A 12550-nucleotide genomic window follows, 5' to 3' on the forward strand; every position below is an offset into this window, starting at 1 on the left:
TCAACTCCAAGGCGACAGTCATTCAGGATTCATCTCCTTAATGAATCCAACGGTAACCAGTAACCTTCTTCTCAACGCCAGCGCCCTGCATCTCGCAGCCCGCGCTCACTTGAGGACACCACCATGCTGACCCTTCGCAAAGCTTCGGAACGCGGCGCCGCCAATCACGGTTGGTTGAAGTCGTTCCACACCTTTTCGTTCGCCAACTACTGGAACCCCGCCGAGCAAGGTTTTTCCGACCTGCTGGTGATCAACGATGACCGTGTCGCCGCCGGCAAGGGCTTCGGCCAGCACCCGCACCGCGACATGGAGATTTTCTCCTACGTGCTCGAAGGCGCCCTGGAACACAAGGACACCTTGGGTACCGGTTCGGTGATCCGCCCCGGCGATGTGCAATTGATGAGCGCCGGCAGCGGTGTGGCCCACAGCGAGTTCAACCACAGCCAGAGCCGTGGCGTGCACTTCCTGCAGATCTGGATCGTGCCCGCCGTGGCCGGTGCCGAGCCGCGCTATCAACAAGAGCATTTCAGCGCGGCGCAGAAACGCGGACGCCTGCAGTTGATCATTTCGCCGGACGGCGCCGACGGTTCCCTCAGCGTGCGCCAGGACGCACGGGTGTATGCCGGGCTGTTCAACGCTGACGAAAGCGCCACCCTGGACTTGCCGCCAGATCGCCATGTGTACGTGCATCTGGCCCGAGGCAGCGTTGAGGTCAACGGCCAGCGCTTGCAGGAAGGCGACGGCGCCCGCGTGCGGGATGAGCGGCAGATCCGCCTGGGTCACGGCGAGGATGCCGAGGTGCTGGTGTTCGACCTGCGCCCCAATGAGCTGCCGCAGATGCCATGACCGGCTCGGCGAAGGTCCGCGCAAGCGGGCCATCGCTGGCGTCGATAGTCACCATCAGCCCAATGAAGTTCTCTTAAAAAATCCAACGCGTAACATCAAACCCATACCGGCAACAACCCAACTAAAACACTCGGAGCACACTCACATGAAACGCCAAATCTTGCTTAGCCTCGCTTTCTCGGTACTCGCTGCAAACGCATTTGCCCACCCTGTCGTCGCTGAAGGCGGTTCGGATCGCCTGATCGAAAGCCGTGTTGCAGAGGGTGGCTCCGACCGCCTGCAAGGCAACCGTTTCGCTGAAGGTGGCGCTGATCGCCTGCAGGAACGTGGTTTGGCGGAAGGCGGTGCGGATCGCCTGCAGGAACGCGGCCTGGCGGAAGGCGGCGCGGATCGCCTGCAGGAACGCGGCCTGGCTGAAGGCGGTGCGGATCGTCTGCAGGAACGCGGCCTGGCTGAAGGCGGTGCGGATCGCCTGCAGGAACGTGGCCTGGCGGAAGGCGGTGCGGATCGCCTGCAGGAACGTGGCCTGGCGGAAGGCGGTGCGGATCGCCTGCAGGAACGTGGCCTGGCTGAAGGCGGTGCGGATCGTCTGCAAGGCAACAACGCATAATTCCGCGCTGTTGGCGGGAACCCCAAACCGGCCTGATCAGCCGGTTTTTTTTCGCCTGTCATTAATCCAAGTCGCGGTCCACCCACAGCACCGCCTTGCCGATCTGTTGCCGAGCCTCGATACGCGCATGCACCTGCTGCACGGTTTCCAGGCGGTAGTAGCCTTCGATCTCCACGCTCAACGACCCTTCGAGCATTGCCGCGAACACCGCATTGGCGCGGCGCTGCACCGTCGCCCCGTCGGCCATATGGTCGGCCAGCCGTGGACGGGTCAGGAACAGCGAGCCGGCCTCGCCCAGCTCAATCGGATCGAGGTTGGTCAGCGAGCCCGAGACATTGCCGTAATTGACGATCAGTCCGCGTGTGCGGCAGGCGCGGAAGCTGTCACGCAGGGTACTTTTGCCCAGGGAATCGAACACCACGTCCACGCCCTGCCCGTCGGTGGCTGCCAGGACACGCTCGACAAAGCCGCCGTCATCATAGGTCCAGGCCTGGTGCGCGCCGCGCTGCAGGGCAATCGCGCACTTTTGTGCGGTGCTGCCCGTGGTGAGCACGGTCGCCCCCACGTGCCGGGCCATCTGCACCAGCAACTGGCCGATGCTGCCCGACGCGGCGTGTACCAGGCAGGTGTCGCCCGCCTGCAAACGGGCCACATCCTCAATCAAGTAGTGGGCCGTGCACCCCTGGAACATCGCCGCAGCAGCCTGATCGAAGGTGATCGCGCTGGGTATCTGCGCAATCTTGTCGACCGGCACCAGCGCGTATTCGGCATACGCGCCCCAGGCGATGCACCAGGCCACGCGGTCGCCCACGGCCAAGTGATGCACGTCCGCGCCGACTTCCACCACGACACCGGCGCCTTCCATGCCCAACGTACAGGGCAGGCGCACCGGGTACGTGACTGATTGGGCGTACTTGCCCTGGCGCGTGTGAATGTCCATGAAATTGATCCCGGCGCAGGCCACCTTGATCAACACGTGGCCCGCGCGTATCAGCGGCTTGGCCACATCCAGCTGCAGTTGCGCGACATCCGGGCCGCCGTAGGTTTGCAAGGTGATGGCTTTCATATAGGAATAACTCCATGTGCACGGGGAAGCGGCCATGGTAAAAGAACGCAATCCGTTGGAATATTCCCCAAACCGTCCCAGTCTCTGTGCGGAAATTACCCGATGTTCGATTGGCAGGATCTGTATTACTTCACCGTATTGGCCCGCAGCCAGTCGCTGTCGGCCGCTGCCCGCGAGTTGCAGGTGGAGCACGCCACGGTGGGCCGCCGGGTCGACGCCCTGGAAAAAGCCCTGGGCGTGAAACTGGTCGACCGCTTGCCGCGCAGCCGCCCTCTCACCGCCCAGGGCCTGGCGCTGGCCGAACTGGCCGCCGGCATGGACGAGATGGCGACCCAGGTGCTGCGCCTGTCGCGGGTGGCGTCCATCGAAATGGCTGGCACGGTGCGGGTCAGCTGCCCGCCGTCCATTGCCAATTACTGCATCGCCCCGCATGTGGCGCGCTTGCGTGCCGAGTATCCGCAACTGAACCTGGTGCTGATGCCCTCCACCCACTTGGCCGCGCTGGACAAGGGCGAAGCAGATATCGCCCTGCGCACGCTGCGTCCCGATGAAGACGCGCTGGTGCGCAGGAAGGTCGGCGTGGTGCGCTTCGGGCTGTACGGTCCGCCGGTGCTCCAGCAACTGCCCACCGAACAGTGGACCTTCATCGCCTACGACAGCAGCCGCGACCACCTGCCCCAACAGGCATGGATGCACCAACTGCGCGGCCCGCGCGAGATTGCCTTTGCCGCCAGCGAGCTGATCACCCAGCAAATGGCGGCCAGGGCCGCAGTGGGTGTGGTGGTGCTGCCGACGCTGGTGGGCGATCACGACCCGCAATTGGTCAAGCTGCCGACGGCGACCGAGGGTCCGCAGCGCGATATCTGGCTGACGGTGTACCCCGATATGCGCCGCTCGCCGCTGGTGAAGGTGGTGATGGAGTTTCTGGTGGGGTGCATCGAGGGCGAAATACAGCTAAGACGGTGAGGCACCGACGGTACTGTCGGCGGTCAAACACAAGGGCGCGATGGGAACCCTTCTCACCCCTGGTGCTCGTCTGGCCTGGTGGCGTCGGCGCCTGGGAAAGGCAATGGCCAACCTCGCGTGCAATCAAAAAAATCGTTTGGGCTAAAATACTTATAGGCGATTAAAAATTTGCACTAGCATATGTGTAAGTCCGTACACCCCCTTCACAAACTGTGCCTATTAGCCCTCCTCGCTCGTAAAAACAAAGTGGCGAATGTTAAAATTTGTCACGTTTTAGCGTATTCAATTCGATTAGTATCTAAACGCTAGCAGCGATTGAACTGACGGCCTGCATGCCGGAAAAGGGAGTAGGGTAATGCATTTTTCCAACGTCCTCGCTATTGCCCGGACTCAATCGAAATCGGAGGACTTTCGGGCGTTTTTAGTTCGCACTGTAGCGAATAATTTAAAAGTCGATACACGTTGCTACGGACAACTAATTGACCCTCAGCAATACCACGGACATTACCGTGCCATCATTATAGAAATCGATACACCCTCCGCCAGCCAGCAAACCCTGGACATAATAAGAAAAACCCGCGAAGAGCACCCGGGCTCGACCATATTTGTGGTCGTTACGTTTGCCTCGACCTTGAGCAAAACAAAATATTATCTGGCCGGTGCGGATTATTGCGTCAAGGCCGTGGAAACTTCTGCGGAAAAAAAGATAAGCCTGTTTGATACCTTTCTCAACGAGAGCGAGCGACTTCATCGCGGACTGGTATTGGACCAGGACCGCATGTGCATCTACGGCGATGGCAAGAAGCTGGAAATATCCTTCGTCGAAATGAAAGTACTCGAAGCGCTCATTCATAACCGACTGCTCAGTCATAATGAGATCGCCGCCGTCATGGGCCTTAATACCAAGTACTACGACTCCCGCGCACTGGAAAAATCCATCAGTCGCCTGCGCAGTAAAATCAAGGCGCACTACGGTGAAAACATTATCCAGAATATTCGCGGTTACGGTTACAAACTAAGCCGGGGTCTAATTTGCGTCAGCGACTTCCCGCCCGCCAAGGGGAGTTCGCACGGTGAATAACGAACACCAACCCTGTGCCACTACCACGGGCTACACGCTCATCCGGCAAGCCATCGTCGACCGTCGCCATGCCTTATGGGGCAGTGAAATCAGGGCGGAACATCACGGTGAGGACGCGCTGCCGGAAAGTGCCTGGCGCGAGGCATTGCTGCGCATCAACCCACGACGCAAGACACTCCAGGTCACGGGCCAAGGGGTTCGTCATGCGTTCCTGCGTATCGGGCAAGCGGCCTTGATGAACGAAGACACGTTCAAGGCAATTATCCAGACCGCGCAGTCATTGGAAAAACATCACCAGCCCCTCACCCTCACGCTCGACAACCGCCTGGATGCCCTGCCCAGCCCGGTCGAACGCCGGGCCATGGTGCGCCAGTTATATAAGTTGAAAGATCACAGTGGTATTACGTTGGCCTACAACAACTACAGACTCGACACAAAGCCTGGGGACCTGCTGATCGACCTCAAGTTGTACGACTATATAAAAATGCCTTTTCCGGATTCCGCTCTCAGGCTCAGTCTGAATACGCGCTCGGACCTGTTCGACAGGCTCTACGACCGCATGCTGGCGCTGATCAGTGCCAGCGGGGTGCGCTTCATCGCCGACACGGTCGAGTTTGCCGACAGTGCGATGCTGGCTAAAAACCTGCCGTTCGAATACTTTCAGGGCGGTTATTACTCCCCTGCTGACTGCCTGTAAAACTGCCCCTTCCTGATATCGGTGGACACTATGAGCTCCCTCAAGAAACATGCCTTCACTGCGACACTTCCTGCGATAGCGCTGCAGGACTTCACGCCCAATGCAGAGTTATTCCATTACGAACTCACTGCGCCTAAAACGTCATCCTTCCTCGAACCACAACCGACCCGCACACGGTTCAACACTTATGTGATTACTCACTCCCTCGGTTTGCACGCGCAGCCGGTTAAAGCTGCGCGGCAGGCTTCAAGAATGCCAGCGCCCGAGGCGCCGGACAGTCCGCCAACACCCCACACTCGAACGACGGAGATCAATAGCGAAAGACCCCCACTGCACCCGCAGGATTTCTGGCTGCTGACCCAGCACGACCGCACCCTGGTCAAAGGTGGCCTGCGGATTTCATTGACCACCATTGAGTCGGCTTTAATTAAGAAGATGCTGCACCATGAAGAACGCGTGGTCAGCAAAGAAGAGTTGATCCGTAATATAGGGCGTGAACCCGAGTTATACCGGGGACTCGAAATGTGCTTGAGCCGACTGCAGGAAAAGTTCAAACGGGTCAACGATGGCGAGCGCCTGTTTCGCGCCGTCAGGAACCGTGGTTATTGCCTCACGCAAAAAATCAAGAAGCCGTTAGAGCTGACTCCCGCGCGTCGCTAAAATAAAAAAACACCCGGACTCTATTAAAAACCCTGCCATTTACTGCCTCTCTCAGCTGCCATTTTATAACACCCACTTCTAATAAATGCGCACCTGACCTTGTTATAAGTCGTCAGCCATTGCCCCCGGCCGTTCATTACCATTCATGGGTACGCGCTTGCGCGTGCCTGTTGTTTTTTCATTAAACCCTGCCACCACGTGCGTGGTCACCACCGGGAGCAGAAGTATGCTGAATAACACTAGAATGCATCGCAACCTGACCCCCAAGGGTTTAACCTTCTGGGGCCAGTGGATGCTTGCATCCAGCCTGGTCGTTGCGCTGTTGTTTATGCTGGTTTTCCTCAAGACGGGACAACTTGAATATAACTACCGCGTGCTCGCCGCCTTCACCATTCTGGCCTCGCTCCCGGCGTACAGTGTGTGTGATGTCTACAGTAAAAAAGATGATTACGGCGTAGGCCTGGGACGACTGTTCATGGGGTGGCTGTTGACCGTGGGCATCGTGTTTATTGTCGGCATTGTTTGCAATGCCAGCGAACTGTTTCCGCTGGAAACGTTATTACTGTGGGCGGCGGTCAGTTACCCGTTACTTGCCCTGTGTTATATCCCGCTGCACAGTGCCTCCCGGTATTACCACCGCCAACTTCATGAACGGCACAAGTCACTGATTGTCGGCACCGGCAAGCTCGCCGTGGATCTGGCCAAGACCCTCTCGCGGCAGAAACGCTCGCCGCTGGTGGGCCTCGTCGGTAGCCACAGCGAGATCGCCGCTGACGCACCCGCGCAGATCCTCGGCGACCTGCCGCAATTGCCCCAGCTGATCCGACAGCACGGTATCCGCCGGCTCTATATCACCCACTCACTGCAGGACGCCACGCACATCGAGGCGCTGTACCTCAACCTGCTGGACATCAGCGTGGACGTGATCTGGGTGCCCGACCTGAACAACATGCTGCTGCTCAATCACTGCGTGGCCGAAGTGGACGGGCTGCCGGCGATTTTCCTCAATGAAAGCCCGCTGACCAGCCGCCCCACCGCCGCCTTGAGCAAGTCATTGCTGGACAAGAGCATCGCCCTGCTGGCGATCCTGCTGCTCAGCCCGGTGTTGTTGGTGTTCGCCCTGTTGATCAAGCTCACATCCCCAGGCCCGGTGATTTTTAAACAGGACCGCCACGGCTGGAATGGCGAAGTGATCAAGGTGTGGAAATTCCGCTCGATGCGTGTGCATGACGACCATGAGGTACGCCAGGCCAGCCGCAACGACTCGCGCATTACCCCGGTGGGCCGGTTTATCCGCCGAACCTCAATCGATGAATTGCCGCAGTTGTTCAACGTGCTGCAGGGCAACATGGCCCTGGTCGGGCCGCGCCCTCACGCGATTGCGCACAACGACTACTACTCGGGGAAGATCCACGCCTACATGGCCCGCCATCGCATCAAGCCCGGCATCACCGGCCTGGCCCAGGTCAGCGGTTGCCGGGGCGAGACCGAGACCTTGGAAAAGATGCAACGGCGCGTGGACATCGACCTGCGCTATATCAATACCTGGTCGCTGTGGCTGGACATCAAGATCCTGATCAAGACGCCGTTCACGCTGCTGTCCAAGGACATCTACTGACGCAAAAAAAGGGGGGCATTCTGCCCCCCTTCCCGCCTCACTCAGTGATCTTGTCGATGTTCTTGTAGAACAGGTCACTGTCGCGTCCATCGGTCATCGAATGCAGTGAATACGCGCGGTTCAACCTGGCCCCGCCATCACGGGTCAGCGGCGCCCACACCAGGTTGGCGCGGCGCATCGTCGACAGGCTCATCAACTCATCGAAGGGAACGGACAGGTAGAGGCCCTTATCGAAGCTGCCTTCGCCAAAGTCTTCCTTGGACACGTTGGTGCGCGTGACCCAGGCCCCAATCCGCACGCCATTGTTGAATTCGCGTGACAGGTCCAGGGTGGCCCCCCAGTCCCTGGCCAGGTAGCGGCCGACACTCAATGCGCCCTGCAGGTTGAACGGCAACTCGCTGTAGCCGGTGATGTGGCCGGTCACGGTGCGGTAGTCACGCAGGCTGAAATCCTGCTCGAAACCGCGTTGGCGCACGTAGTTGAGGTCCGCTCCCAATGCCCAGCGCTGGCCCATCGGGCGGTACAGCACTTCACTGCCGACCCCGGCGTACATCGACTCCAGCAGGCCGCCATAGACCATGCCGTACAGGTCCTGGTCGAGTCGCTGCGCATGGTTGAGCTGGAAGGTCGGCAGGGTCACATCGGAGCTGGTCATGTAGCGGCGCAGGTCGGTGCGCACCCTGGGCAGGCCAGTGGGGGCGTCGTAGGTGAAACCGTCGTAGTTGTTCAGCAGGTTGACACTGAGCAGGCCACTCCACCACGTATTGCGGGTGAAGCGGTACTCGGCGTCGAGGTCGGCGGAGACCTGATAGAGCAAGCCATCCGGCCCGCCGACATTCTGCTTGTAGCCCAGGCCCAAGCCATAGCTCAAGGGCTTGGGTGGCTGGGTATAGAGTACGGTCGGTGGAGTGGCGCTGGGCCGATTGACTTCGGCCTGGCGGTGCAGGTTCTCCAGGGGCTCACGGTTGTCGACCACCTCGCGGAAGGTCTTGCGCGGCACACTGGTTTCCTCGATCGGCATGGCGTAGCGCTCGCTGACCAGGGTGAACCAATCGATCTGGTCATTGACGCTGTTGTCGAGGATCCGACTGGCGCGACCCACTGCCTTGGCACTGTAGAAGTAGCGCTGCTGCTCGCCATACACCAGCAACTCCGGCCCGCGCTGGGCGATACGTTGCACGTTGTAGCCGGCGTTGTCGTGCAGGCGCTGGGACACGGCGGCCCAATCGACCTGGTCCATCGGCGTGGTGGGCGGCGGCGTCGGCAGCTTGGGCGGCGGTGGATCGTAGGTCTTGACCGGCGCTTTGCGGCTGACGAAATTAGTGTGCAAGGTGATGCCGAACATGGCGGTGTTGCCACGCTCCCAGGCGGCGCTCACGTCGATGGAGTCAGCGAGCTTGTAGACCATGCCCAGGTTGATCGGCGAGTCCTGGCGAAAGTGGTTGTCGCGGGGCTCGTGCTTGTAGTCGTTGCCCTCCACTTCGAGCTTGAGACTCAGCGGCGCCCAGGGTGTCTGGTAGGCGACACCGCCAAACACTGCGGGGCGCCCGCGAAAGTAGCCGTTGGAAAAACTGCCGGAGCCTTCGGCGGTGGGGCGCGTGTTGAAACTGTCATCCACCGCGCCCAGCGGGTTGCCGAAATCGCCGCGACTGCCCAGGTAGCCCCAGGCGATGCCGGCGCTGAAATCCAGGTCGCCGTAGCGCTTGTTGGCCACCAGGTATTCGCTGGAGAACAGGCCGGTGCCGCCCAGGTCCATCAGCCCCAGCGCCACCTCGGGCAACCAGTGGCTTTCCTGATAGAGGCGCACCTTGGCATCGACCGCCTTGTCCTTGTAACTCTGGCCACCACTGAACGACTCGGCGCCATACGGGCGGTTGGTAATCGCGGTGTAGCGAAAGGTGCCTTCCAGCCAGTCCAGCGGCTGCGCGGAAAAACTGTAGCGGCTGTAGGGCTCGGTCCGGTTGGCGTTCACGCTGAGTTCGCCGGCGGGCGCCATGCGGGCGGTGGGCGTTTGCAGCAGCCCGACGCCGCCGAAATCGCTTTGGGTATAACGGGGATCGCCATGCACGACGCCACACGGCACCAGCAGCACGGCTGCAATACATAATTTCAAGGCGAGACCTCGGCCAGGGGTTGGGTGCCAATAAACTCGGCCAGTTGCGGGTTCAGCTCGGGCGTGGGCGGGTCCAGGTCATCGCTGCGGATCGGCACCAGCAGCGTGCTGCCGGGCGCGAGCGGCAGGCCGTCTGCGCGATTCCAGGGGGCAACGCCCAGGCGCGTGACATGCCCGTCGGGCTGGATCAGCCACACCTGGTCGGCATCCGCCTCTGCCAGCGCCGGACAGGCGCGCAGGTAAGCGCGCGCCAGTTGCATCGGCTGGAATGCCAAGGTGCAGGTGGCGACGACGGCGCCGAACACGCGCACGGTGTCGGGTCGTGACGGGTAGATCAGGCGATCACCCTCACTGACCGGCAGGTTGGGCGCAAAGCCGACCTCCACTGCCACCGGGTCGAGCTTGGCGATCTGGCGACCGGTGACCGGCAGCGCCAGTACCTGTCGATACAGCTGCGCCGCTGCCCGCGCCCGGCTCTCACGCCCGGCCGCCAACGCGGCACGGCGCAGGGTATCCAGGTCAAACAGCACGCCGGCCTTGAGCCGTGCCTGGCGCTCCAGCAAGGGTTGGTGCAGCCAGGCCGCCGCCAGCCAATAGCCCTGGGCATCCGGTTGCGTGGCGGTCATCACGTCGAGCAGGCGCATACCCGGTTGCCAGCTGATGGGCTGCGTGTCACGCACCTCGCCGCTGACGGTCACCGCTGCCTGGCAAGCCGTGGCACAGCTCCACAGCACCGCCAGGGCCCATCTTCTGCGCAGCGTCATGGCGCCTCCTTGCGGGCGGGTTTGAGTTGGGTGATGGTCAGGCTCAAACGGGGGGTGAGGTGCTGCTCGCTCTGCACGATCGCGCCGTCAACCGGGTCGACCCAATAACGGTTGCGCGCATGAAAACCCAGGGCCAGGGCCTCGATGTCCTCATCGATGCGCAGCAAGGCGTAGGGTTTGTCGAGGATCTCCAGGGTCTCGATGCCCCGGCGTTGAAAGCGGCTGGTGACCGTGATCCCCAGCTGATAGCCCTCGACCACATCGATCTGGCGTGTGCTGCGATAGCCGTCGGGCACGCGGTGCAAGCCCTGCTGGAACGGCGACCGGCCTTGCCAGCGCGTGCCATCCAGATCGGCGCCCAGGCCGACCGTACGCACCACCAGGCCATCGCGTATCAGCAGCACCTGTTTGCCGGAGGCGACCCAGAACTGCAGGTCGCCGCGCTGGCGAATCAGCGCCATCACGCCTTCGCTGGACACCGTGGTGACCTTGATCTGGGGAAAGGGCACGGCGTCCACCTGGGCCTGGCTCACTACCAGCGGCGAAGGCCCGCCTGCCGCCGCCTTGAAGGTATCGAGCGAGGCCTGCATCAGTGGATTGCAGGCACACAGTAACCACGCCGTAGACGCGTAAATCGTACGCTTCAGACTGTTCACGCAAGGTCCACCTTATCGGCTGCTGGCTTCGCTCAGGTTGTTTTGAGTGGAAGCGCCGATGCCAATGATCGAAGCGGACGGCAGCAACTGGCTGATAAAACGGTTCCAGCGCGTGATATTGGCGGGGCCGACAAACACCACGTCCTGGGGCTGCACATCAAAGCGCGTGGCCAGGGCCATGGCGGAGGGCGACGCGGCTTCCAGCTGGAACACCTTGGCCGGCTCCACCTCGATGTTCTGTGCGCCACGGATCACGTAGATGGCGTCGGCATTCGAGGTGTTCTGGTTGACCCCGCCCGCCGAGCCCAGCACGTCGGAGAGGTTCATGCTGCGGGTCTTGAAGCTCAGGGCGCGGGGCTGCATGACCTCGCCCATCACGTAGATACGCTTGCGGTCGTTGTAGGGCAGGTACAGCTGGTCGCCGTCCTTGACGTAGATATCGTTGAGGCGCGACGGGTCCTTGTTCAACGTGTCCAGGTCGAGGGTGTAGCGCTTGCCGCCACGGGTCAGGGTCAGGTTGGAGAGGTCGGCATTCTGCGGGTCGATACCCGAGGTGGCCACCGCCTCCATCACGCTCATCGGGATCGTGGTGAGCGGCACCGGCCCGGCCTTGGCGACCGCGCCGGTCACGACCACGCGCTGGCTGGCAAAGCGCAGGACGCTGACATCCACTTGCGGGCTGTCGATGTATTGACGCAGCTTCTCGGTGATCTCGCTGCGCAGCGCGGCCAGGGTCCGGCCCTTGGCAACCACTTCACCGACATACGGGTAGAACAGGTTGCCATCCGGATTGACCAGCCGGCCGTTGGCATCGATCTGCTGTTGCGGGCCGGACGGCGCGGTCAGTTCGGGGTGGTCCCAGACCGTGATATACAACGCGTCATTGGGACCGATCAAATAAGGCGCCGGTTTATAATCCAGTAGTTCTTTGGGTAATGAATAAGGCTCGCGCGTGGCGGCGTCCATGGCCAATAACTTTGGGGTGATCGGAATTAACTCCACGCGGCTACTTTCAGCGCTACCCTCCTGGGTCATTGCCGCGGTATCCATATATTGGCCCGGGGCAAACATGCAACCTTGCAACAATGCAGCGGCCACGGCCGCAACAGGAAAAAGACGCCTCATAGTGCTCGGACACTCGCGATATTCGACAAGAAAAAAAGACCACTTGGACGGGGATTCCAAGCGGCCTGTAAAAGGAAGGTCTACAACTTAGTTGCCGGTGCCCGTGGTACCGGTCGTGCCGGTGGTGCCCGTGGTCGTGCCACCGTTGGAACTGCCGCCGCTGTTGGACGCAGCCGCCACGCCGGCGACAATCGCGCTGCCGATCAGCAGGGTTTCGCCGACCGTCACCGAACCCACCACGGTCGTGTCGAGGCCCAACGGCAACTCGGCAGCCAGCGCCGACGTACTCAAGAGACTGAGCAACATAATAGCCAGTGGTTTTCTCATAACAGACTCCTTATCGTCAGT

13 protein-coding genes are annotated in these 12550 nt (G+C 61.1%); 7 read left to right on the forward strand and 6 right to left on the reverse strand.

Going from position 1 to position 12550, the window contains the following annotated elements; all coding sequences use genetic code 11:
- The first annotated feature begins 123 nt into the window (after nt 1-123).
- Entirely contained in the window at nt 124-846 is a 723-nt protein-coding gene (locus C9990_RS18690; protein ID WP_106804248.1) for a pirin family protein, read from the forward strand.
- A gap of 145 nt (nt 847-991) precedes the next feature.
- Complete coding sequence (locus C9990_RS18695) at nt 992-1456, forward strand: hypothetical protein (RefSeq protein ID WP_106804249.1); 465 nt, start codon at nt 992-994, stop codon at nt 1454-1456.
- Nucleotides 1457-1517: 61 nt separating this feature from the next.
- Here C9990_RS18695 and C9990_RS18700 read toward each other — a convergent pair whose 3' ends face one another.
- Nucleotides 1518-2522 carry a quinone oxidoreductase gene (locus tag C9990_RS18700; protein WP_106804250.1) on the reverse strand — a complete coding sequence of 335 codons (1005 nt, stop codon included), beginning with the start codon at nt 2520-2522 and terminating at the stop codon, nt 1518-1520.
- A gap of 102 nt (nt 2523-2624) precedes the next feature.
- Here C9990_RS18700 and C9990_RS18705 point away from each other — a divergent pair, with 102 nt between their 5' ends.
- From C9990_RS18705 to C9990_RS18725, 5 genes are all read left to right on the forward strand, one after another.
- A complete protein-coding gene (locus C9990_RS18705) occupies nt 2625-3488 on the forward strand; it encodes a LysR family transcriptional regulator (protein WP_106804251.1) in 864 nt (287 codons plus the stop codon).
- A 355-nt stretch (nt 3489-3843) separates the two neighbouring features.
- Nucleotides 3844-4569, forward strand: a complete 726-nt coding sequence (locus C9990_RS18710) for a winged helix-turn-helix domain-containing protein (RefSeq protein WP_106804252.1) — start codon at nt 3844-3846, stop codon at nt 4567-4569.
- On the forward strand, nt 4562-5266 hold the full coding sequence (locus tag C9990_RS18715; RefSeq protein WP_106804253.1) for a hypothetical protein: 705 nt from the start codon (nt 4562-4564) through the stop codon (nt 5264-5266). Before C9990_RS18710 ends, C9990_RS18715 begins: the two co-directional genes overlap by 8 nt.
- A gap of 30 nt (nt 5267-5296) precedes the next feature.
- Nucleotides 5297-5926: a winged helix-turn-helix domain-containing protein gene (locus tag C9990_RS18720; RefSeq protein WP_106804254.1), complete on the forward strand. Its 630-nt coding sequence runs from the start codon at nt 5297-5299 to the stop codon at nt 5924-5926.
- 226 nt (nt 5927-6152) lie between these two features.
- Complete coding sequence (locus tag C9990_RS18725) at nt 6153-7544, forward strand: undecaprenyl-phosphate glucose phosphotransferase (protein ID WP_106804255.1); 1392 nt, start codon at nt 6153-6155, stop codon at nt 7542-7544.
- Nucleotides 7545-7581: 37 nt separating this feature from the next.
- Here the strand turns inward: C9990_RS18725 and C9990_RS18730 are convergent, their stop codons facing one another.
- The 5 genes from C9990_RS18730 to C9990_RS18750 form a co-directional block, all read right to left on the reverse strand.
- Nucleotides 7582-9657 (reverse strand): YjbH domain-containing protein, encoded by a 2076-nt coding sequence (locus C9990_RS18730; RefSeq protein ID WP_106804256.1) that lies wholly within the window; start codon nt 9655-9657, stop codon nt 7582-7584.
- Complete coding sequence (locus tag C9990_RS18735) at nt 9654-10421, reverse strand: capsule biosynthesis GfcC D2 domain-containing protein (RefSeq protein WP_106804257.1); 768 nt, start codon at nt 10419-10421, stop codon at nt 9654-9656. The genes C9990_RS18730 and C9990_RS18735 overlap by 4 nt, the downstream gene beginning before the upstream one ends.
- Nucleotides 10418-11077, reverse strand: coding sequence for a YjbF family lipoprotein (locus C9990_RS18740; RefSeq protein WP_106804258.1), 660 nt, complete (start codon nt 11075-11077; stop codon nt 10418-10420). The genes C9990_RS18735 and C9990_RS18740 overlap by 4 nt, the downstream gene beginning before the upstream one ends.
- Nucleotides 11078-11089: 12 nt before the next feature.
- Nucleotides 11090-12202 (reverse strand): polysaccharide biosynthesis/export family protein, encoded by a 1113-nt coding sequence (locus tag C9990_RS18745; protein ID WP_106804259.1) that lies wholly within the window; start codon nt 12200-12202, stop codon nt 11090-11092.
- An 87-nt stretch (nt 12203-12289) separates the two neighbouring features.
- The gene (locus C9990_RS18750; protein WP_065906202.1) at nt 12290-12529 is read right to left on the reverse strand and encodes a hypothetical protein; all 240 of its coding nucleotides are present in this window, start codon (nt 12527-12529) and stop codon (nt 12290-12292) included.
- Between the last annotated feature and the right edge of the window lie 21 nt (nt 12530-12550).

The organism is Pseudomonas sp. S5D5 (genome assembly GCF_003013355.1).
GTDB classification, from domain to species: domain Bacteria; phylum Pseudomonadota; class Gammaproteobacteria; order Pseudomonadales; family Pseudomonadaceae; genus Aquipseudomonas; species Aquipseudomonas aylmerensis.